The following is a 20,307-nucleotide window of genomic DNA, read 5'->3' on the forward strand; positions in this document are numbered from 1 at the left end:
TTTGATCTTGATTTCGGTCAAGCGGCGCAACCGCTTGAGCCCACCCGCGGCAACTCGCCCCGCAGCGCTGCCGGGGATTGGTGGCTCCGCTCGGTGGAGCGGAGCCACTGATGGTCAGGAATCGAAGCAGCCGTGCTTGAGGCCGCGGACGAAATCGTGCCAGCGTTGTGGTGCGATGGTGATCTGTCCGGCCGCTCGGTTCTTGGTGTCGCGAACCCCGACACAATCAGCTCCGAAGCCGACCTCGACGCACTGGCCCTGCCCCTGCGTGCGGGTGCTGGTGCGCCAGTCGGTGATGTTTGCCATCTACAGCTCTCCTATGCGTTCTTGCATGAGTTGAATGGAACCTTCCGGATCTACCGCATGCGCTCGTAAATGGTCCATCATCAGGACGTAGTTCGACAGTTCGATCTCCCTTTCGAGGTAAAGCCCGCCCACATGGGTTTCCAAATAAACCACATCCGGGTCAATGTGATTGGAGTAGCGGAGGATGACGAACGGTCCGGCCTGGGCCGGGTGGGCGCCCGCGTCCAGCGGCATGACCTGCAACGTCACATGCGGCAACTCGACCAGTTTGAGCACGTGTTCCAGTTGTCGGCGCAGTACACCACTACCACCGACGCAGCGGCGCAATGCGGCTTCCCCGACCACCGCCCACAACTCCAACGGGTTCGGTCCGACGACCCGCTGCTGGCGCTGGATCCGCAAGTCGACTCTTCGGGTTATTTCCGAATCGTCCGCCCGAATGAGTGTCGCTTTCGTGATCGCATACGCATATTCGCGTGTTTGAAGCAATCCCGGAATGGCCTCCGACTCGTAGGTGTGAATCGAAGAGGCTTCCGCTTCCAAACCGACGTAGGTCTCGTACCACTCCGGAAGGACATCGCTGTAGGAATGCCACCAACCCCGCTTGCGGGCGTCCCGCGCCAAGTTGATCAACTGGTCCCGCTCGGCTCCCACTCCGTAGAAGTCCAGCAATGCCGAGACATCACCGACCGAAGGGGACCGCTTCGCGGTTTCGAACCGCCCGATTTTCGCTTGTGTGCAACCAAGGTGAGTGGCGGCCTGCTGCTGGGTGACTTCCGCTTGCGCCCGCAGCCGGCGCAACTCGGCGGCAAGGCGACGACGACGCACGGTGGGACTCACTGTCATGATCCCCATCCTCCACGGATGTCCACACTGCGTCACCACCCCATCACCCTTATGACATCCCGCCCGGACGGCATATTCCGGCGGATCCTGCACAACGGGCGGCGACCACGGGTAGCAGCGGAACGCGGTTCGCCGACGAGCAGGGGTGTTTACAGTTGTTTGTCCTGATTGCGATTTCGGTGTTGCGGTGGGCCGTGCTGTTCGGCTCCGGACTCCTGCTGTGGTGGCAGGCAAGCAAATCCGAAAGCAGACCGGGCAAGTCCCGACCCCACCGCGCTCTCCGCCCGCCGCGCGCACCGGCCGGAACACCGACAAGCACCCACCCGAACGGTTGCACGGGCGGTCTGCCCAGGTGGTCACCTCGCGTCGTGCCGAACACGGCCTACGTCGCGGTGCTGTTCGGCACGCAGGATATCCCAAACCGCGCGATTTCCGAGCGCCAAAACAAAATGCGGCCAAACGTGGAAAGTACCGCGACCGCTGCTCACGGCCGCGGCACGTTGCGCAAGTTGCTGCGGGCCAGCTGAATCATCTTGCCCACCCCGCCGGAGAGCACCGTGCGGCTGACCGCGAGCGCGAAGCCCTTCACCTGGTCACCGGTGATCCGTGGCGGAATCGACAGTGCATTGGGGTCGGTCACCACATCCACCAGCGCGGGACCCGGTCGGCCCAACGCATCGGCCAACGCGTCGCGCACCGCACCGGGTTTTTCCACCCGGACCGAGTAGATCCCGGCGGCGGCCGCGAGTGCGGCGAAGTCGACGCTCTCGTGATCGGTACCGAAGTCGGGCAGTCCGTCGACGAGCATCTCCAGCTTCACCATGCCGAGCGACGAGTTGTTGAACACCACGACCTTCACCGGCAGCCGATGGGTGCGCAGGGTCAGCAGGTCACCGAGCAACATGGACAGCCCGCCGTCGCCGGACATCGAAATGACCTGGCGGTCCGGGGCGGCCGTCTGCACCCCGATGGCCTGCGGCAACGCATTGGCCATCGAACCGTGCACGAAGGATCCGAGCACCCGCCGCCGCCCGTTCGGGGTGATGTAGCGGGCCGCCCACACATTGCACATCCCGGTGTCCACTGTGAACACCGCATCGTCGGCGGCGAGATCGTCTAGCACATCGGCGACGAACTCCGGGTGGATCGGCACCTGGGTCTGCACATTGCGGGTGTAGGCGTCGACGACGCGCTCCAGCTGCCCGGCGTGCTCGCGCAACATCCGGTCCAAGAAGGACCGGTCTGTCTTCTGCGGAACATGCGGCAGCACAGCACGAATGGTCTCCGCGACATCGCCGTGCACGGCCAGCTCCAGCACCGTGCGCCGCCCCAGGTGGGCCGGTTCGATGTCGACCTGCACGGTGCCTGCCTGCGGCAGGAAGTTGTCGTACGGGAAGTCGGTGCCCAGCAGCACGACCAGGTCCGCGCGGTGCATCGCGTCGTAGCAGGCGCCGTAGCCGAGCAGACCGCTCATCCCGACGTCGAAGGGGTTGTCGTACTGGATCCATTCCTTGCCGCGCAAGGCATGCCCGACCGGCGCGTTCAACCGCGCGGCCAACGCCATGACGTCCTGGTGCGCATTCCGAGTTCCCGCACCGCAGAACAACATCGGCCGCTGCGCGCCGCCCAGCTTGTCCGCAAGCGCCATCACCTGTTCCCGCGACGGCACCACGGTGGGCGGCTCGCACTCGACGATCCCGCTGCCGGTTTCGCGGGTGGCTTGCCGTTGCGCGATGTCGCCCGGCATCACCAGCACCGAAACACCGCGGCGACCGGCTGCGGTCTGGATCGCGGTGCGCAGCAGGCGCGGCATCTGCTCGGGTTGCGACAACAGCTCGCAGAAGTGGCTGCACTCGTTGAACAGTTCCTCGGGATGCGTTTCCTGGAAGAACCCGGTACCGATCTGCTCGGACGGGATGTGCGAGGCGAGCGCCAGCACCGGCGCCCCGCTGCGGTGCGCGTCGAACAGGCCGTTGATCAGGTGCAGGTTGCCCGGACCGCAACTGCCCGCGCACACCGCCAGCCGCCCGGTCAACTGCGCTTCGGCCCCGGCGGCGAATGCCGCGACCTCCTCGTGGCGCACGTGCACCCACTCGATGCCTTCGGTGCGGCGAACGGCGTCGACCACCGGGTTGAGGCTGTCTCCGACGATGCCGTAGATCCGCTGGACCCCGGCCTGCACGAGCACGTCGATGAACTGATCGGCGACACTGGGCATGGTGATCCTCCGACGGGTGGACGGCATGGCCACTCCCCGTCTACGCGGGGTGGTGCCAGCCCGCAACTCCGGGACCCGCGATCAACTCTTCAGAGCCTGCCTTCGAACCCGTTCCGCGCGGCCACGAGTAACGAATCGGTCGAATAACCCGATTTGTCTTGTGCCCGAATCATTGCTGCGGGAGGGGAATGCGGTGACCGTCCGGCTCTACACCAAATGCGCGCTGGCCCTCACCGCCTCGGCGGTAGCCGGGTTGCTCGTTGGTGGCTTCATCGCGATAGCGGCGGACCGCGCCCCCGAGCAGCCGGTGACAACCCAGGTTTCGCACGTCACGTCGGACGCTGGCGGCCAGTGACGCACGCCGGTGCGGGGATCCGCACCGGCACCGGGGCAGTCAGACCGATCGGCTAGCGTCGGGTGCATGAGTGAGCAGAACCGACTTTCGGTCGGCGACAAGGCACCCGAGTTCGCGCTGCAGGACGCCGACGGCAACACGGTGGCGCTGAGCGACTACCGGGGCCGGTCCGTGGTGGTCTACTTCTACCCGGCGGCGAGCACGCCCGGCTGCACCAAGGAGGCTTGCGACTTCCGGGACAGCCTGGCGGTGCTGAACGACGCGGGCTTCGACGTCCTCGGGATCTCCCCGGACAAGCCCGCCAAGCTGGCGAAGTTCCGCGACGCCGAGCGCCTGACCTTCCCGCTGCTGGCCGACGAGGACAAGTCGGTAATGACCGCGTGGGGCGCGTTCGGCGAGAAGCAGAACTACGGCAAGACCGTGCAGGGCGTGATCCGGTCGACGTTCGTGGTGGACCCCGAGGGCAAGATCGCCAAGGCGCTCTACAACGTCAAGGCCACCGGTCACGTCGACCGCCTCCGCAAGGACCTCGGCGTCTGACGCCCCAAGGACTTCGCAGGAGTGCGGATTGGGGCGATTTCGCGCGAAATCGCCAGCGGCACGGGATCAAGGACCGGCTCTTAGTCCAGGGCCATGTAGATCGCCACTGCGGCCGCGATCACCACCACCAGGTAGCGCAGCAGGCTCGACGGCAGCTTCTGGGCGATCTTGCCGCCAGCGAAGCCGCCCAGCACCGTGGTGGGCACCAGGGTCAGCACGGCGATCCAGTCGACCGGGGCGATCAGCGCGAAGACGAGCAGCGTCACCGCGCTGCCGATCATGCCGAGCCAGCTCTTCAACGCGTTCAACCGACGCATGCTGTCGGTGGCGGCGAGCACCAGGACCGCGATCAGGATGACGCTGCGCGCGCCGCCGAAGTAGCCGCCGTAGATCGAGGCCAGGAAGATCCCGACGGTCAGCAGCGCGGTCCGATCCGGTGCCCCATCGCCCGGTGCGCCCAGCCATTTGCGGATGGTGTTCTGGAACGCCATCAGCACGGCCGACAACGCCACCAGCGCGGGCACGACGGCGTCGAACACTTCGCTGGGCAGGATCATCAGCAGCACGCAGCCCAGCGCCGAGCCGACGGCCGCGGCGACCGAGGTCAGCCACACCCTTCGAGGCGTCCCGGTGAGGTCATGGCGCTGGCTGATCGCGGCGCCGACGAACCCGGGACCCTGTGCCACCGAATTGGTCACGTTGGCGACCAGCGGGGGCATCCCGGTCGCCAACAGGGCCGGGAAGACCAGCAGGGAGCCGCCCCCGGCTACCGCGTTGATCGCGCCGGACAGGAAGCCGACAACGACGAGCAGCGCCAGTTCGAGCCAATCGGTGAACACGACATCCGAAGTTAGCTTCTGGAAGGACTCCATTTCCTACCGGGTTGAGCGGCATCACACCACGATCGCCTCACTACCTGCGGCGACGCCTCCGGCGAGTACCCGACCAACCCCGTTCAGTGACAACGCCATGGCGCGGAGCCGCAGACGATCCTCGACACCTGCAACACCGTTGCCGAACCATGGGCGAGGCGCTGCCGACCGCTCAGTCCGCGAGCTCGCGCAGCGCCGGGAGCAGCAGGCGCAGTGCCCGGCCCCGGTGCGAATCGGCGTCCTTCTCCGCAGGGGGGAGTTCGGCGCTGGTCCGATCCTCGCCTTCCGGGACGAAGATCGGGTCGTAGCCGAAGCCGTTGGTGCCGCGTTCTTCGCGGATCACCCTGCCCCGCCACTCCCCGCGCACCACCGTCCGCTTGCCGTCGGGCAGCACCAGGGCCGCCGCCGACACGAACGCCGCCCCACGGCGCTCATCGGGAACATCCGCGAGTTGGCCGAGCAGCAGATCCAGGTTGGCCTGGTCGTCGCCGTGCTTGCCGGACCAGCGGGCCGACAGGACACCCGGCATGCCGTTCAGCGCGTCGACCGCGATCCCGGAGTCGTCGGCGACCGAGGGCAGACCGGTGGCCTGCGCCGCGTCCACGGCCTTGGCGACCGCGTTCTCCTCGAAGGTAGCGCCGGTTTCCGGGGCCTCCGGGAACGGCGGGACGTCGGCCAGCCCGACGACCTGCACCCCCGACACGCCCTCGGCGGCCAGGATGCGGCGCAGTTCGACCAGCTTCTTCTGGTTGCGGGTGGCCAGCAGGATGCGCGTCACGCGGCGCTCCCCGGCAATTCGCCCGGATACGGTTCGGCCAGCGCCGCGGCCTGGAGGTCGGCGAGCTTCGCGCAGCCGTCCAGCGCCAAGTCGATCATCTTGTCCATTGTGGACCGCGTGTAGGTGGCGCCCTCGCCGGTGCCCTGCACCTCCACCAGGGTGCCGTGGTCGGTGGCAACCACGTTCATGTCCACCTCGGCCCGGGAATCCTCCTCGTACGGCAGGTCCAACCGGACCCGACCGTCCACCACGCCGACGCTGACCGCGGCGACCGAGCAGGACAGCGGCTTCGGGTCGGACAGCCGACCAGCCGCGCCCAACCACGTCACCGCGTCCGCCAGCGCCACGTAGGCGCCGGTGATCGCCGCGGTGCGGGTACCGCCGTCGGCCTGGATCACATCGCAGTCCAGCGTGATGGTGTTCTCGCCGAGCGCGGCCATGTCGATGCAGGCGCGCAGGGAACGGCCGACCAGCCTGCTGATCTCGTGGGTGCGTCCGCCGATGCGGCCCTTCACCGACTCGCGCGCGCTGCGGGTGTTCGTCGACGACGGCAACATCGCGTACTCGGCGGTCACCCAGCCCAGTCCGGAGCCGGTCCGCCAGCGCGGTACGCCCTCCTGGACGCTGGCCGCGCACAACACCCTCGTTCGGCCGAATTCCACCAGCACCGATCCGGCTGGCCAGTCCTGGTATCCGCGCGTGATCCGCACCTCGCGGAGCTCGTCGTCGCTCCGCCCATCCGTTCGTGCCACGCCCCAACCCTAAGCCCGACCACCCACCAGCCGGTCACGGGCACCTACACGTCGTAGCTGCCGCCGGGCACGACCAGTTCGACCGGGCCGTCGAAGGCGGCCGACGCCTCGGCGAAGATCGCGTCGCGATCGGCCCACGGCGCGATGTGCGTGAGCAGCAGGCGACGGGCTCCGGCCGTCTTCGCCACCTCGGCCGCTTGGCGCCCGGACAGGTGCACGCCAGCGGGGGCGCCCGGGAAGTCCGCCCAGGTCGCTTCGGACAGCAGCACGTCGGCGTCCGCGGCGAGCTCGGCCAATCGCGAGCACGGCCCGGTGTCCCCGGTGTAGGCCAGCACCCCGTCCTCGGCGGCGACGCGGAAACCCCACGCCGGGCACACGTGCGCCACCGGCACGGCCCGCACCTCGAACGCACCGACGCGCACCGGCTCGGCGGAGATCGGGATGAACTCGAACACGTCCGACAGATCGGTTTCGGCGAGTTCCGCCGCGCTCGGCGCGTAGAGGGCCGCGAGCCGCTGCGGCGCGTTCTCGGGCGCGATCACCGGCAGCCGCCGCACCGCCGGGTCGTACGGCGGGTTCGGGTGGTAGCGGCGCAGCACCGCAAGCGCGCCGAAATCCGCGCAGTGGTCCGGATGCAGGTGGCTGAGGAACACCGCGTCGAGCGCGAACGGGTCGACGAACCGCTGCATCGCGCTCAACGTGCCGTTGCCGAGGTCGAACGCGATGCGGGTCCCATCGGATTCCAGCAGGTATCCGGCAGAAGGCGAATCCGGACCGGGCATGCTCCCGGAACAACCGAGAACCGTCAGCTTCATGCGATCGAGCTTGACACGGTCAGCTGCCGCACGGCATCGGCGACCGGCAACGGGCCGAGGAAACGGGCGGCGAGCCGGGCGAACCGCTCCGGTTCGCCGGTCGCGCGGAATTCGTGCGCGGGCACCGCTTCCCGGCTCGCTAGCAGGTCGCTCTCGGTGAGCACCCGCACCACGTCCTTGGCCGTCTCCTCCGCGCTGGAGACCAACGTCACGTGATCACCCATCGCGAGCTGGAGCACGCCGGTGAGCATCGGGTAGTGCGTGCAGCCGAGGACCAGCGTGTCGATATCGGCCTGTTGCAGCGGATCCAGATAGCTCTGCGCCAACCCCAGCACCTGCCGACCGCTGGTGATGCCGCGCTCGACGAAGTCCGCCAAGCGCGGGCAGGCCGCCGTGACGAGCGTGATGTCCGGGGCGGCGGTGAACGCGTCGTCGTAGGCGCGGGACCCGACGGTGGCCTTGGTGCCGATCACGCCGACCCGGCCGTTGCGGGTCGTGGCCGCCGCTCGGCGCACCGCGGGCAGGACCACCTCGACCACCGGGATCTCGTAGCGCTCCCGGGCGTCGCGCAGGCAGGCCGCCGACGCGGTGTTGCAGGCGATCACCAGCATCTTCACGCCCTCTTCGACCAGCGAGTCGGTGATCGCGAGGGTCCGGGCGCGGATCTCGGCCAACGGCATCGGACCGTACGGGGCGTTGGCGGTGTCGCCGACGTAGTGCAGCGTTTCGCCGGGTAGCTGGTCCATGATCGCGCGGGTCACGGTCAGCCCACCGACGCCGGAGTCGAAGATCCCGATCGGGGCGTCAGTCACTCGGCCAGTGTGCCAGGCGCGGGACCGGCGGCCCGCCGCCGCGTGCTGCGCGCCACCAGCCAGACCGCGAGCACCCCGCCCAGCGCGCCGAACAGGTGTCCTTCCCAGGAAATTCCGGGCTGGCCGGGCAGCACACCCCACAACATGCCGCCCCAGTAGAAGAACAGCACCACCGCGACCAGGATCTGCCCGAAGCTGCGCTGGAAGAAGCCGCGCAGCAGCAGGAACACCATCCAGCCGAAGATCACCCCGGACGCTCCGACGTGCACACCGGGCGCGCCCACCAGCCAGGTGCCCAGGCCACCGACGATCCAGACGGTCGCGGTCACCGCGACGAACTGCCGCAGCCCACCGGCGAGCACCAGCCAGCCCAGCACCAGGAACGGCAGGGTGTTGGCGAACAGGTGGGCCCAGTTCAGGTGCAGCAGCGGCGCCCACAGGATGCCGTCCAGGCCGCTGACCTCGCGGGGTTCGATGCCGTTGTCATCCAGGTTCGTCGCCGGGGTGGCGACGTCGTAGAGCTCGATTCCGTACAGCACCGCGGTGGCGACGAGCATGCCCATCGCGGCGCGCAACGGGTTTTCCGGCAGCACGCGCACTCGGCGACGATCAGGCAGTCGGTTCACACCATCGAGGTTACGCGGCGCGACCCCTTCCGGTCTCGGGGATGACCCCGAGTTTCCCGCGTTCGAAGCAGTGCGACCGCCCGCCGCACACCTGCGACCTGCCCGCATCGCCGCGCAAAACCGGCCCGACGAGAGCAATTCAGCGTCGCGGTAAGGTTCTGGGCCGTTGCATCGGGTGTTCGGAAAAGGTGACGCGTGCAGGCCCAGGTCGACATCGCAGTGCAGGCGGCTGCGCGCTCCGGACGAGCGCCCACCTGGGACATCGGAACCGAAACCCTGCTCTGGGTGGACCCGCCGACGCGCACCGTGCACCGCTGCACACCCGGTCACGCCGACCACACGATGGAAGTGCCGCAGCAGGTCAGCGCCGCCAAGCCGCGCAGTCGCGGCGGGCTCGTGCTGCACCTCTCCGGCGGGATCGCGCTGTTCGAGGCCGACGGCGAACACCGGACCTGGCTCGTCTACTGGGCACAGGACGGGGTGCAGGGCGGCGAGACGATGATCGACCGCAAGGGCCGGTTGTGGGCGACGACGGTGCACGACGGCGAGAACGGCGACGGCTGGCTGGCGAGGATCGGCGGTGACGGTGCGGCGGGCATCGTGCTGCGGGGGCTGGCCGCCGGGCACGGCATCGGCTGGAGCCCGGACGACGCCCGGATGTACGTCTCGGACAGCGCGACGCGGCGCATCGACGTGTTGGACTTCGACCTCGCCTCCGGTGCCACCGGCGCGCGCCGGGTGCTGTGCGAGGTCGGCGGCGAACCCGCCGGGCTGTGCGTGGACGCCGCGGGCGCCATCTGGGTAGCGGTGCGCGACGAAGGCGAAATCCGCCGCTACACCCCGGAAGGCGAGCTCGACCGGAAGATCCCGCTGCCGGTGCGGCGACCGACGGCCTGCTGCTTCGGCGGCACCGACCTGACGGACCTGTACGTCACCTCGGCCCGCGACGGCGTCACCGACCCCACCGACGCGGACGGCTGCCTGCTCGTCCTCCCGAACATCGGCACCGGCACCCGCCCCTCCGCCTTCACCGGCTGACGGTTCAGGCGCCACACAATCCGGGCCGAGGTGAAGCGCCGCCTTCACCAACTTGCTTGGTAAAAGGTGACCTTCACCCCTCCCTCGAACGGGAACGGGAGCGCCGCGCAGGACGCCCCGATATCGCTCTATCCCAGAGCCTGCCTTTGATCTTGTTTTTGAAGCGGCGAAGCCGCTTAGCCCACGTACGCCACTCGCACCGCCGCGGGTTCTCAGACTCTGCCCACTGGCGTTCTCTGCGAGGCCTGCCACGACGTGGTGTATCGACATACATGATGTCGGGGATCCCGGAGCGAGACGGCGTCTGAGGTTCCGCTACCCGCACCGCCACGCAAAACGAGCTCAGAGGCAGATTCTCAGGCCCAGAGTTGGCCTTCGAGGTGTTGGGCGGCTTCGTCGAGGGTGCCGCTGTAGGCGCCGGTGGACAGGTACTTCCAGCCCGCGTCCGCGACGATGAACGCGATGTCGGCCGATTCCCCTTCGGCCGCAGCCTTTTCCGCGATCGTCAGCGCCGCGTGCAGCACCCCGCCGGTGGAGATCCCGGCGAAGATGCCCTCGCGTTCCAGCAGCTGCCTGGTGCGGCGCAGCGCGTCGTAGGAGCCGACGGAGAACCGGCGGGTCAGCACGTCCGGGTCGTAGAGCTCCGGGACGAATCCCTCGTCGAGGTTGCGCAGGCCGTAGACCAGCTCGCCGTAGCGCGGTTCGGCCGCCACCACCTGCACGTCCGGTTTCTGCTGCCGCAGGTACCGGCCGACCCCGACCAGCGTCCCGGTGGTGCCGAGACCCGCGATGAAGTGCGTGATGGTCGGCAGGTCCCGCAGGATCTCCGGGCCGGTGGTGCGGAAGTGCGCCTCGGCGTTGGCCGGGTTGCCGTACTGGTACAGCATCACCCAGTCCGGGTTCTGCTCGGCGAGCTCCTTGGCCATCGCCACCGCCTGGTTCGACCCACCGGCCGCGGGCGAGGAGATGATCCGCGCCCCGTAGGCCTGCAGCAGCAGCCGACGTTCCTCAGAGGTGTTCTCCGGCATCACGCACACCAGGCCGTAGCCCTTGAGCTTGGCGGCCATGGCCAGCGAGATCCCGGTGTTGCCGGAGGTCGGTTCCAGGATCGTGCAGCCGTGGGTGAGCCGACCTTCCTTCTCGGCGGCCTCGATCATGGCCAGGGCGGCCCGGTCCTTGATCGAGCCCGTCGGGTTGCGGTCCTCCAGCTTGGCCCACAACCGGACGTCCGGGGCCGGTGACAAGTGGGGCAGCCCCACCAGCGGGGTGTCACCGAGGGCATCCAGCAACGAGTCGAAACGAGCCACGGTGCGCCTCCTGCTCACCTTCTGCCTGCACGGCATGTCTGTTCTGGGGTGGCGGCAGCCACCCGGCCCACCCCGGCTACCGGCACCGCCGCGCCGAGCGGGTCGAGTGCTTCAGCGCATTCCGCCCGCGACCGCGGGCAGGATCGTCACGCTGTCGCCGTCGGCGACCTTGGCCTCCAGGCCACCGGTGAACCGGACGTCCTCGTCGTTGACGTAGACGTTGACGAAGCGGTGCAGATTGCCTTCCTTGACCAGGCGGTCCTTGAGGCCGTTGAAGTTGGTGTCGAGGTCGTTGATCACCTCGGCGACGGTGTTGCCGCTGGCCTCGACCGACTTCTGACCGCCGGTGTGGGTACGCAGGATGGTGGGAATCGAGACGTTGACTGCCATCGGGAACCTCCTGTCCACAAAGGACTTCGTTGGGAACGGGACGCGAACACTGGTGGGCGAGCCGCGGATCAGTCGCGGTCGGGAACCTCGTCGGTACCGGTGTGGGCGAACATGTACGACTCCACGACCTCCACCGGCTCTTCGGTCACCTGACCGTCGAGGATCCGGTAGGAACGCAGCTCATGGGTCTTCGGGTCCCGGGTGGACACGAGCACGTAGTGCGCGCCCGGCTCCGAGGCGTAGGAGACGTCGGTGCGCGATGGGTAGGCTTCGGTCGAGGTGTGCGAGTGGTAGATGACCACGGGTTCCTCGTCGGCGGCGTCCATCTCGCGCCACACCTTCAACTGCTCGGCGGAGTCGAACCGGTAGAAGGTGGGCGAGCGCTCGGCGTTGATCATCTCGATCAGGCGTTCCGGGCGGTCCGACCCCTCTGGGCCGGAAATCACACCGCACGCCTCATCCGGGTGGTCCCGTCGGGCATGCGCGACCATCGCATCAACGAGGTCGCGTCGGATCACCAGCACAGCAACCATCCTAATCCGTGGCGCACCGGCCTCCCATGATGTGGAAGATCCCACCGGCGCGGCTTCGTCGGGCCAAACGTAGGACCACGATGATTCATTCCCGGGCCGATGGGTAGAGGCGCGTGTAGGAAGTCACCTCGTCGACCGGTTCGGCGGCCAGCACACCGCGCACGATCGCCTGCGCGACGAGATCGGCCACCACCGCGCACACCGCGTCCAGCCGCTCGGACCAGCCCTGCTCCCCCGGCGCCGGGAGGGCCGCGCCGGTGCCGGTGGCCAGCGCGAACATGGTGTCCCCGTCGACCAGGGCGTGCGCCGGGCGGATCGCCCTCGCCAACCCGTCCTGCGCGGCGACGGCCAGCCGCTGGCACTCGGCCTTGGACAGCCGCAGGTCGGTGGCGACCACGCCGATCGTGGTGTTCAGCGGGCGCTGCACCGGCCCGCGCCGCCCCGGACGCGCCCCGAACAGCCGCCGACCGGCCTCGACCTCCGCTGGATCGGGCGGGCGCAGACCGCGCGTCGGGATCCACGGCAGGCCGGTGTCCGGGTCGATCGCCGACCCGGCGGCGTTGACCGCCACCAGGGCGCCGACGGTGGTGCCGGTGTCCAGCACCGCGCTGGCCGTGCCGATGCCGCCCTTGACGGTGCCCACCACCGCCCCGGTGCCCGCACCGACGTTGCCCTGCCGGGTCTCGGTGCGGCCCGCGTTCTGGCAGGCGAGATGGCCGAACTCGGCGTCCGGCCGGTTGCCCCAGTCGTTCATCGGCAGGTCGAAGATCACCGCGCTGGGCACCACCGGCACCACGTGCGACGGATCGGCGCCGACCCGAACGCCGTGCCCGCGCTCGCCCAGCCAGCGCATCGCGCCGTCGGCGGCGGCCAGGCCGTAGGCGCTGCCACCGGTGAGGATCACGCCCTGCACCTGTTGCACCAGGTGGCTCGGGGCGAGCACATCGGTTTCGCGGGTACCGGGGCCGCCGCCGCGGACATCTACCGCCGCGGTCGCACCACCAGGCACCAGCACGGCCGTGGTACCGGTCGCCCAGCGGTCGTCGAGCCGCTGGTGGTGACCCACCCGCACGTCATCGACGTCGACGATCGCATCGAGCTCACCCGTCCGGCGCACCATTCGCACCCACCCCTCAGTTCGGCGACATCGGCATCACGTTAGCCAGACGTAACGGAAGCGCGGCCGCGACGAGGCGGACCGCTCCGGGGGCGAACATCGGGCGGTCGCCAACGTCGTACGAGGTTCGCTTCGGCAACTTGATCGAGCGGTACAGAGCCCCGGAGTGAGGGGCACCCGTGACCAAGTAACTGGGGCACGGGTGCCCCTCACCTCGTCACAGGTCGACGGCGTCAGGCCATCAGGGCGCCGACCAGGCTGTCCTGGACCCAGGTGAGCCACTGGTACACGCCCAGGTGTTCGCGGCGCAGTTCGTCGTCGGGCACGTCTTCCGGCATGTCCTCCTCGACGTCCAGCGCCGTGCCCAGCGCCAACCGGACGTCGTTGAGCGCCGCCAACCACCCGTCGGCCTGCTCACCGGTCAGCCGGACCCGGCCGCCCTGCGGCGGGCAGGTCTCCAGCACCAGCGCGGCCACCCCGGTCTTGGCCTCCAGCAGACCCGGCTCGTGCAGCGACCGCATCGCACCGGCCGCGTCGGACTCCTCCTCGTCGGTCTCGCCGGTGATCGGATCGCGCCGGTAGAAGTCCGGCAGCAGCCGCGCCAGCACGCGGTCCTCCGGCGGCGTCGTCGGCCCGGTGCGGATTCCGGTCAGCTCGGCCAGCTCGTCCTTCGGCGCATCGTCGGAACGGGCGGTGAGCATGTCCTTGATCTGCCCCACCAGCCCGCGGATAACCGCGGCCTCCTGCTGCGACAGGTCGGCGAGCACATGACCGTTCTTGCGGGTCCAGCCTTCCACTCAGGAGTCCTTCTGCATCGTCGCCCACAGGCCCGCGGCGTGTAGCTTCGCCACGTCGCCCTCGACCTTCTCCTTGGAACCCGAGGACACCACCGCACGGCCCTTGTGGTGCACGTCCAGCATCAACTTCGTCGCGTGATCCCGGGTGTAACCGAAGATCTTCTGGAGCACGTAGGTCACGTAGGACATCAGGTTGACCGGGTCGTTCCACACCACGGTCACCCACGGCTTGTCCTCGGTACCGAGTGCGTCCGGTTCGAGTTGCGCGCGCTCGATTTCAGCGGGCGAGGTCATGCCCCCATCGTCGCACGCGACCGTCACAGCCGTGTCGACCGCACAGCCAAACCCGACACCCACCGGTTCCGCAACCATCCGCACCAGCGATGAACACCGCGACACCGCAGGACCACCGACCGGCGCACGCACTGCGGATCGCGGGGTACCTGATGTCGGGGATCGGCGGAGTCGAGACGGCGGCAGCAATCCCCGCAGGGGGCCCGCCACCCGCACCGCCATGCGGAACGAGTCCAACGACAGGCACTAATCTCTCGGCATGAGCTCTTCGACGGGTAGCACGGCGCTGCTGACCGATCACTACGAGCTGACCATGCTCGCCAGCGCGCTGCGGGACGGCACCGCGCACCGCCAGTGCACCTTCGAGGTGTTCACCCGGCGGCTGCCGGACGGTCGACGCTACGGGGTCACCGGCGGTACCGGTCGGGTGTTGGACGCGATCGAGAACTTCCGGTTCGGCGAATCCGAACTCGACCAGCTGGCGGCTGCCCACGTGGTGGACGACGCGACGCTGGAGTGGCTGCGCGGCTACCAGTTCCAGGGCCAGGTCGACGGCTACCCCGAAGGCGAGCTGTTCTTCCCCGGCTCGCCGCTGCTGACGGTGCGCGGCACGTTCGCCGAAGCCGTCGTGCTGGAGACGTTGGCGCTGTCGATCCTCAACCACGACAGCGCGATCGCGGCGGCCGCGGCGCGGATGGTGTCGGCGGCCAACGGTCGCCGGATGATCGAGATGGGGTCGCGGCGCACCCACGAGGAGTCGGCCGTGGCGGCGGCGCGGGTCGCCTACCTCGCCGGTTTCACCGCCACCTCGAACCTGGAGGCGGGCCGCCGCTACGGCATCCCGACCGCTGGTACCGCGGCGCACGCCTTCACGCTGCTGCACGACTCGGAGCGCTCCGCGTTCGAATCCCAGATCACCTCGCTGGGCACCGGCACCACGCTGCTGGTCGACACCTACGACATCACCCGCGGCATCGAACTGGCCGTGGAGATCGCCGGGACCGAGCTGGGCGCGATCCGGATCGACTCCGGTGACGTCGGGGTGCTCGCGCGGCAGGCCCGCGAGCAGTTGGACGGTCTGGGCGCGACCGGTACCCGGATCGTCGTCTCGGGCGATCTCGACGAGTACGCCATCGCCGCGCTGCGGGCGGAGCCGGTCGACGGCTACGGGGTGGGTACCGCATTGGTCACCGGTTCCGGGGCGCCGACCGCCGAAATGGTCTACAAGCTGGTGGAGGTCGAGGGCCGCCCGGTGGCCAAGCGCAGCTCGCACAAGACCTCGCGCGGCGGGCGCAAAGCCGCGGTGCGGCGGCACAAGGAGACCGGCACGGCGGTGGAGGAGGTCGTCTTCCGGATCGCGCCGGGCGCCGCCGAGCCGGTGCTCGGACCGCACGATCGGTTCTTGCAGATCCCGTTGATGCGCGGTGGAAAACGGGTGGCGGACCTGCCGACGCTGGCCGACGACCGGCAGCGGCTGCGGCACGCGCTGGTGACCCTCCCGTGGGAAGGTCTCAAGCTCTCCCACGGCGAACCGGCCATCCCCACGGTCTTCCACGAGGGGTGACGGCACTTCAGAGCTTGTTTCCAGGCGCATTCTGCGTTGCGGTGCAGGTAGCGGAACCTCGGGCAGTGCCTGTGCGGGGACACCCCGCACCCCGGGCGATCTCGCTCCGGGATCCCCGACTCATGTATGTCCAATACACCACGTCGTGGCAGGCCTCCCGGAGAACGCCAGTGGGCACAGCCTGAGAACCCGCAGCGGTGCAAGCTGCAAGAGTGGGCTAAGCGGCCACGCCGCTTCAAAACAAGAACAAAGACAGCACTTCAGAATTCGTGGGTGGGTGTTCCGGTGGTCGCCGGAATTGCCGGTCACGAGCGGTATGCGACGGTGAGGAGTCGTGATGGCCAAGGCGTTGATCATCGTGGACGTGCAGAACGACTTCTGCGAAGGCGGGTCGCTGGCGGTGGCCGGTGGCGCGGGCGTGGCGGCGGAGATTTCCCGGTACCTCGCCGGGTTCGACCACGACCACGTGTTGGCCACCCGCGACTACCACATCGATCCGGGCGCGCACTTCAGCGATCAGCCGGACTTCGTGCGCTCCTGGCCGAGGCACTGCGTGGCGGGCACGCCGGGGGCGGCGTTCCACCCGGAGCTGGACGTGGGTCCAGTCGAGGCGGTGTTCTCGAAGGGCCAGTACAGCGACGGCTACTCGGGCTTCGAGGGCATCGACTCCCGGGACCGGCCGCTGCGCGACTGGCTAGCCGCGCACGGCGTTCGTCGAGTCGACATCGTCGGCATCGCCACCGACCACTGCGTGCGCGCCACCGCGCTGGACGCGGTCCGCGCGGGCCTGGACACGACGGTGCTCCTGGAGCTCACGGCGGGGGTGTCCCGCGAAACGGTCGACGCGGCCCTGGCGGAGCTGGACGACGCGGGCGTCAACCTCATCGGCGAACCCGTCGTCCGCTAGCACGCCCCCGAACCGCCGAGGCCCAGATTCCGCATCGCGGAAGATCGGTGCTCGCCGTTCGCGGACAGGGGTGCGCGGTAGCGTCTTGTGACGTGCCCACCTCTGTTCCGCGATGGTCCGACCCGGTTGCGTTCGAGCCCGACGAGCACGACGAGCTGCCACCGGAGATCGCCGCCGACCTCGCCCGCGGCGGCGAACCCATGCGGGACGCGCCGGAACTTCCGTTGGCCGCCAAGGCGAAGCAGGACATCCCGGCCCTGCCGAACCTGCTGGAGATCGCGATCGGGGCGGTCGGCGGGGTGCCCCGGGAAGGCCAGGCCCAGATGGCCGAGGCCGTCGAGCACTCCATCCGCTCCGGCGAGCACCTCGCCGTGCAGGCTGGCACCGGCACCGGAAAATCGCTGGCCTACCTGGTCCCAGCGATCCGGCACGCCGTCGCCGAAGGCAGCACCGTGGTCGTCTCCACCGCGACCATCGCGCTGCAACGCCAACTCGTCGACCGCGACCTCCCCCGGCTGTCCAAGGCGCTGGCCGAAGCGCTCGGCCGACGCCCGACCTTCGCGATCCTCAAGGGCCGCCGCAACTACCTGTGCCTGAACCGGGTGCACGGCAACGCCCCCGAGGAACCCGACGACGGCGCCCTGTTCGACGCCTTCGCCGCGTCGGCCCTGGAACGCCAGGTGCGGCGGGTCCAGGAATGGGCCACCGAAACCGAAACCGGTGACCGCGACGAACTGGTGCCCGGCGTGACCGACCAGGCCTGGCGGCAGCTGTCGGTCACCGCCAGGGAATGCCTCGGCGTGCACCGCTGCCCGGTGGGCGTCGACTGCTTCGCTGAGCGGGCCAGGGCCGAGGCGGGGCGGGCCGACATCGTCGTCACCAACCACGCGCTGCTGGCCATCGACGCGCTGGACGACCGGCCGGTGCTGCCCGAACACGACGTCGTGCTGGTCGACGAGGCGCACGATCTGGTGGATCGGGTGACCTCGGCGGCCACCGGGGAGCTGAGCTCAGGCGCGGTGAAGCTCGCGGCCCGGCGCTGCGGGCGGGCCATCGACGAGGAGATCGCCGACCGGCTCGACGAGGCCGCCGAAGGACTGGACCTGGTGTTGCAGGCGGCGAATCCCGGTCGGTTGGACGAGCTTCCCCAGGACCTCGGCGGCGCGCTGACCGTCACCCGCGACGCGGCGGCGGCCTGCATCACCGCGCTCGGCCCGGAACGCAAGGAAGACGCCGAGGGCAGCACGGCCCGCAAGCTGGCGCACGCGCTCACCGAAGAAGTGCACGACACCGCGGTCCGGCTGCTGGAAGCCTTCGACGACGACGCGCGCTACGACGTCGTGTGGGTGTCGGCGGAACCGAACCGACCGCCGACCGTCCGGGTCGCGCCGCTGGGGGTGGGCGGGCTGCTGCGGGAGCGGCTCTTCGGGCAGCGCACCACGGTTCTGACCTCCGCGACGCTGGCGCTGGGCGGATCGTTCGACACGCTGGCCCGGCAGTGGGGCCTGCCGCCGCAGCAACAGGTCCAGCCGGTCGCCGGGATGGCCACCGAGAAGGAACCGCCCGCCGATACCAGCGGTCCGAAGTGGACCGGGTTGGACGTGGGCTCGCCGTTCGACCACCAGCGCAGCGGCATCCTCTACATCGCGCGGCACCTGCCGACACCGGGCCGCGACGGGCTTCCGCCGCAGTACCTGGACGAGCTGACCGAACTGGTGCAGGCCGCCGGGGGACGCACGCTCGGCCTGTTCTCCTCGATGCGTGCCGCCAAGCAGGCCGCGGAGGAGTTGCGCGGTCGCCTCAGCACGCCGGTGCTGTGCCAGGGCGACGACGCCACCGCGCTGCTGGTCCGCAAATTCGCCGAGGATCCGGCGACTTCGCTGTTCGGCACCCTGTCGCTGTGGCAGGGCGTGGACGTGCCGGGCGATTCGCTGCAACTGGTCGTGATGGATCGGATCCCGTTCCCGCGCCCGGACGATCCGCTCGCCTCGGCCCGCCAGAAGGCGGTCGCCGAGCGCGGCGGCAACGGGTTCATCACGGTGGCGGGCACCCATGCGGCGCTGCTGCTGGCGCAGGGCGCGGGGCGGCTGCTGCGCTCGCCGAAGGATCGGGGTGTGATCGCGGTGCTGGATCCGCGGCTGTCCACCGCCCGCTACGGCAGCTTCCTGCGCGCCTCGCTGCCACCGTTCTGGACCACCCACGATCCCGAGATCGTGCGCGGCGCCCTGCAACGGTTGGCCGCCGCGACCCCGGCCTGAGCCTGCCCTTGGACTCGTTTTGCGTGGCGGTGCGGGTAGCGGAACCTCAGTGCCTGTCTTTGAAGTGGTCGTGTCGGGCCGTCCACCTCGGGTGAGGTGGACGATTTCGCGCGAAATCGCCGTCTCCCACGCGGGACGGGTGGCGATTGCGCGCGAAATCGCCAGGTCTGCCACCCGCACCGCCACGCAAAACGAGTTCGAAGACAGGCCCTCAGCGGCCTTCTCGTCTCCGGGATCCCCGACTCATGCATGCCGCGTCGACCAGCGGTGCATGCTTCGCGCTGATCCGCGGTGGGCACCAGGTGCGGTCGGATTCCGGGACGAACCGGTCGTTGCGGAAGTAACGGGTTTTGTTGGTGATCGACAATTCGGCGCTCGACTTTCTGTTCCGGCGGGGTTGCCGGGTAGGTTGTGGTCGCTGCGCCGATCGGGCCCGCCCGATCCGAGGTGAACCGCTGGTCGGGCCGGTACCTGCCGCGCTCGACGCGGTCTCGCGGTGGCGCGGCTCGGGGCCCGGTCCGGCAATGTCGCCGACCGAGAAATGTTGTCGACCAACCGCTAGGGAGACGCCGTGTCCGCACCACGCCAAGCCGCGCCCGCCGCGAACCTGGCCAGGACTGTGGTCTTCGCCGCATTCATCGCCGTCCTCGGCATCTTCCCGGGCTTCTACCTAGGCGGCGCGGCCGTGCCGATCGTGCTGCAGAACATGGGCCCGCTGTTGGCCGGGAGCATCCTCGGCGCCCGGCGCGGCGGTGCCGCGACACTGCTGTTCCTGGCGCTGGTCGCGATCGGACTGCCGCTGCTCTCCGGTGGCCGCGGCGGTATCGCGCCGTTCATCGGACCCAGCGGCGGATTCGTGGCGGGTTGGCTGGTGTCGGCAGTGGTCGTCGGTCTGATCGTGCAGCGCGGTCTGCCGAAGCCGGGCCTGTTCGTGCTGCTGGCGGCCAACATCGCCGGTGTCGCCGTGGACTACCTGATCGGCATCCCGTACTGGGGCCTGGTCATCGGCGACCTGCGCGCCGCCGTGGTGCAGTCCCTGGTGTTCCTGCCCGGCGACGCCTTGAAGCTCGTCGCCGTCTCGCTCGTCGCCGTCGCGGTGCACCGGGCCGTCCCGGCGGCCCTGACCGGCTCGACGCGCCGCGCCACCGCCGAGGGCTGAGCGTGCTACCGATCCTCGGCCGC

General features: G+C 69.4%; 22 protein-coding genes. 7 read left to right on the forward strand and 15 right to left on the reverse strand.

The genetic code is table 11. The annotated features are described in order from the left end of the window. Nucleotides 1-114: 114 nt before the first annotated feature. The 3 genes from ACTWQN_RS29865 to ACTWQN_RS29875 form a co-directional block, all read right to left on the reverse strand. Entirely contained in the window at nt 115-306 is a 192-nt protein-coding gene (locus ACTWQN_RS29865; protein WP_443206940.1) for a DUF397 domain-containing protein, read from the reverse strand. Continuing rightward, on the reverse strand, nt 307-1,152 hold the full coding sequence (locus ACTWQN_RS29870; protein WP_443206941.1) for a helix-turn-helix domain-containing protein: 846 nt from the start codon (nt 1,150-1,152) through the stop codon (nt 307-309). A gap of 484 nt (nt 1,153-1,636) precedes the next feature. After that, entirely contained in the window at nt 1,637-3,370 is a 1,734-nt protein-coding gene (locus tag ACTWQN_RS29875; protein WP_443206942.1) for a pyruvate dehydrogenase, read from the reverse strand. Between the two features lie 160 nt (nt 3,371-3,530). Between ACTWQN_RS29875 and ACTWQN_RS29880 the strand changes: the two genes are divergently transcribed. Together ACTWQN_RS29880 and bcp are read left to right on the forward strand one after the other, a co-directional pair. Continuing rightward, nucleotides 3,531-3,725 carry a hypothetical protein gene (locus ACTWQN_RS29880; RefSeq protein ID WP_443206943.1) on the forward strand — a complete coding sequence of 65 codons (195 nt, stop codon included), beginning with the start codon at nt 3,531-3,533 and terminating at the stop codon, nt 3,723-3,725. A 66-nt stretch (nt 3,726-3,791) separates the two neighbouring features. Continuing rightward, nucleotides 3,792-4,265 (forward strand): thioredoxin-dependent thiol peroxidase, encoded by a 474-nt coding sequence (gene bcp, locus ACTWQN_RS29885; RefSeq protein ID WP_443206944.1) that lies wholly within the window; start codon nt 3,792-3,794, stop codon nt 4,263-4,265. An 80-nt stretch (nt 4,266-4,345) separates the two neighbouring features. On the opposite strand, the gene ACTWQN_RS29890 is transcribed toward bcp, so the two are convergent. From ACTWQN_RS29890 to ACTWQN_RS29915, 6 genes are all read right to left on the reverse strand, one after another. Then, complete coding sequence (locus ACTWQN_RS29890; protein WP_443206945.1) at nt 4,346-5,104, reverse strand: sulfite exporter TauE/SafE family protein; 759 nt, start codon at nt 5,102-5,104, stop codon at nt 4,346-4,348. A gap of 205 nt (nt 5,105-5,309) precedes the next feature. Then, nucleotides 5,310-5,915 carry an RdgB/HAM1 family non-canonical purine NTP pyrophosphatase gene (rdgB, locus tag ACTWQN_RS29895; RefSeq protein WP_443206946.1) on the reverse strand — a complete coding sequence of 202 codons (606 nt, stop codon included), beginning with the start codon at nt 5,913-5,915 and terminating at the stop codon, nt 5,310-5,312. Further along, complete coding sequence (gene rph, locus ACTWQN_RS29900) at nt 5,912-6,667, reverse strand: ribonuclease PH (RefSeq protein WP_443206947.1); 756 nt, start codon at nt 6,665-6,667, stop codon at nt 5,912-5,914. Before rph ends, rdgB begins: the two co-directional genes overlap by 4 nt. A gap of 44 nt (nt 6,668-6,711) precedes the next feature. Then, entirely contained in the window at nt 6,712-7,482 is a 771-nt protein-coding gene (locus tag ACTWQN_RS29905) for an MBL fold metallo-hydrolase (RefSeq protein WP_443206948.1), read from the reverse strand. Further along, on the reverse strand, nt 7,479-8,294 hold the full coding sequence (murI, locus tag ACTWQN_RS29910; RefSeq protein ID WP_443206949.1) for a glutamate racemase: 816 nt from the start codon (nt 8,292-8,294) through the stop codon (nt 7,479-7,481). The genes ACTWQN_RS29905 and murI overlap by 4 nt, the downstream gene beginning before the upstream one ends. Then, nucleotides 8,291-8,887 carry a rhomboid family intramembrane serine protease gene (locus ACTWQN_RS29915; RefSeq protein ID WP_443207002.1) on the reverse strand — a complete coding sequence of 199 codons (597 nt, stop codon included), beginning with the start codon at nt 8,885-8,887 and terminating at the stop codon, nt 8,291-8,293. Before ACTWQN_RS29915 ends, murI begins: the two co-directional genes overlap by 4 nt. A gap of 228 nt (nt 8,888-9,115) precedes the next feature. Here ACTWQN_RS29915 and ACTWQN_RS29920 point away from each other — a divergent pair, with 228 nt between their 5' ends. Then, nucleotides 9,116-9,958, forward strand: coding sequence for an SMP-30/gluconolactonase/LRE family protein (locus ACTWQN_RS29920; RefSeq protein WP_443206950.1), 843 nt, complete (start codon nt 9,116-9,118; stop codon nt 9,956-9,958). Between the two features lie 356 nt (nt 9,959-10,314). Here the strand turns inward: ACTWQN_RS29920 and ACTWQN_RS29925 are convergent, their stop codons facing one another. From ACTWQN_RS29925 to clpS, 6 genes are all read right to left on the reverse strand, one after another. Next, nucleotides 10,315-11,265: a PLP-dependent cysteine synthase family protein gene (locus ACTWQN_RS29925; protein ID WP_443206951.1), complete on the reverse strand. Its 951-nt coding sequence runs from the start codon at nt 11,263-11,265 to the stop codon at nt 10,315-10,317. A 111-nt stretch (nt 11,266-11,376) separates the two neighbouring features. Then, on the reverse strand, nt 11,377-11,655 hold the full coding sequence (locus ACTWQN_RS29930) for a MoaD/ThiS family protein (RefSeq protein ID WP_443206952.1): 279 nt from the start codon (nt 11,653-11,655) through the stop codon (nt 11,377-11,379). Between the two features lie 68 nt (nt 11,656-11,723). Next, a complete protein-coding gene (locus ACTWQN_RS29935; RefSeq protein ID WP_443206953.1) occupies nt 11,724-12,179 on the reverse strand; it encodes a M67 family metallopeptidase in 456 nt (151 codons plus the stop codon). Between the two features lie 94 nt (nt 12,180-12,273). Continuing rightward, nucleotides 12,274-13,308, reverse strand: coding sequence for a P1 family peptidase (locus tag ACTWQN_RS29940; RefSeq protein ID WP_443206954.1), 1,035 nt, complete (start codon nt 13,306-13,308; stop codon nt 12,274-12,276). Between the two features lie 230 nt (nt 13,309-13,538). Further along, nucleotides 13,539-14,102: a DUF2017 domain-containing protein gene (locus ACTWQN_RS29945; RefSeq protein WP_443206955.1), complete on the reverse strand. Its 564-nt coding sequence runs from the start codon at nt 14,100-14,102 to the stop codon at nt 13,539-13,541. After that, complete coding sequence (gene clpS / locus ACTWQN_RS29950) at nt 14,103-14,396, reverse strand: ATP-dependent Clp protease adapter ClpS (RefSeq protein ID WP_242187326.1); 294 nt, start codon at nt 14,394-14,396, stop codon at nt 14,103-14,105. It abuts the gene before it with no gap. A gap of 259 nt (nt 14,397-14,655) precedes the next feature. Here clpS and ACTWQN_RS29955 point away from each other — a divergent pair, with 259 nt between their 5' ends. The 4 genes from ACTWQN_RS29955 to ACTWQN_RS29970 all read left to right on the forward strand — a co-directional run bounded on the left by ACTWQN_RS29955 (nt 14,656) and on the right by ACTWQN_RS29970 (nt 20,284). After that, complete coding sequence (locus ACTWQN_RS29955) at nt 14,656-15,960, forward strand: nicotinate phosphoribosyltransferase (protein ID WP_443206956.1); 1,305 nt, start codon at nt 14,656-14,658, stop codon at nt 15,958-15,960. A gap of 337 nt (nt 15,961-16,297) precedes the next feature. Further along, entirely contained in the window at nt 16,298-16,867 is a 570-nt protein-coding gene (locus ACTWQN_RS29960) for an isochorismatase family protein (RefSeq protein ID WP_443206957.1), read from the forward strand. A 200-nt stretch (nt 16,868-17,067) separates the two neighbouring features. Beyond that, entirely contained in the window at nt 17,068-19,125 is a 2,058-nt protein-coding gene (locus tag ACTWQN_RS29965; protein ID WP_443207003.1) for an ATP-dependent DNA helicase, read from the forward strand. A 571-nt stretch (nt 19,126-19,696) separates the two neighbouring features. Next, the gene (locus ACTWQN_RS29970; protein WP_443206958.1) at nt 19,697-20,284 is read left to right on the forward strand and encodes a biotin transporter BioY; all 588 of its coding nucleotides are present in this window, start codon (nt 19,697-19,699) and stop codon (nt 20,282-20,284) included. The last annotated feature ends 23 nt before the right edge of the window (nt 20,285-20,307 follow it).

Source organism: Saccharopolyspora antiqui (assembly GCF_052246905.1).
Taxonomy (GTDB): Bacteria; Actinomycetota; Actinomycetes; order Mycobacteriales; family Pseudonocardiaceae; genus Saccharopolyspora.

What these genes read in the sequence shown, in the direction of transcription:
- ACTWQN_RS29875 (WP_443206942.1), bottom strand. Translation starts at nt 3,370, where the DNA reads ATGCCCAGTGTCGCCGATCAGTTCATCGACGTGCTCGTGCAGGCCGGG.
- ACTWQN_RS29865 (WP_443206940.1), bottom strand. Translation starts at nt 306, where the DNA reads ATGGCAAACATCACCGACTGGCGCACCAGCACCCGCACGCAGGGGCAG.
- clpS (WP_242187326.1), bottom strand. Translation starts at nt 14,396, where the DNA reads ATGACCTCGCCCGCTGAAATCGAGCGCGCGCAACTCGAACCGGACGCA.
- ACTWQN_RS29870 (WP_443206941.1), bottom strand. Translation starts at nt 1,152, where the DNA reads ATGACAGTGAGTCCCACCGTGCGTCGTCGTCGCCTTGCCGCCGAGTTG.
- ACTWQN_RS29955 (WP_443206956.1), top strand. Translation starts at nt 14,656, where the DNA reads ATGAGCTCTTCGACGGGTAGCACGGCGCTGCTGACCGATCACTACGAG.
- ACTWQN_RS29905 (WP_443206948.1), bottom strand. Translation starts at nt 7,482, where the DNA reads ATGAAGCTGACGGTTCTCGGTTGTTCCGGGAGCATGCCCGGTCCGGAT.
- ACTWQN_RS29965 (WP_443207003.1), top strand. Translation starts at nt 17,068, where the DNA reads ATGCGGGACGCGCCGGAACTTCCGTTGGCCGCCAAGGCGAAGCAGGAC.
- bcp (WP_443206944.1), top strand. Translation starts at nt 3,792, where the DNA reads ATGAGTGAGCAGAACCGACTTTCGGTCGGCGACAAGGCACCCGAGTTC.
- ACTWQN_RS29940 (WP_443206954.1), bottom strand. Translation starts at nt 13,308, where the DNA reads ATGGTGCGCCGGACGGGTGAGCTCGATGCGATCGTCGACGTCGATGAC.
- ACTWQN_RS29960 (WP_443206957.1), top strand. Translation starts at nt 16,298, where the DNA reads ATGGCCAAGGCGTTGATCATCGTGGACGTGCAGAACGACTTCTGCGAA.
- ACTWQN_RS29930 (WP_443206952.1), bottom strand. Translation starts at nt 11,655, where the DNA reads ATGGCAGTCAACGTCTCGATTCCCACCATCCTGCGTACCCACACCGGC.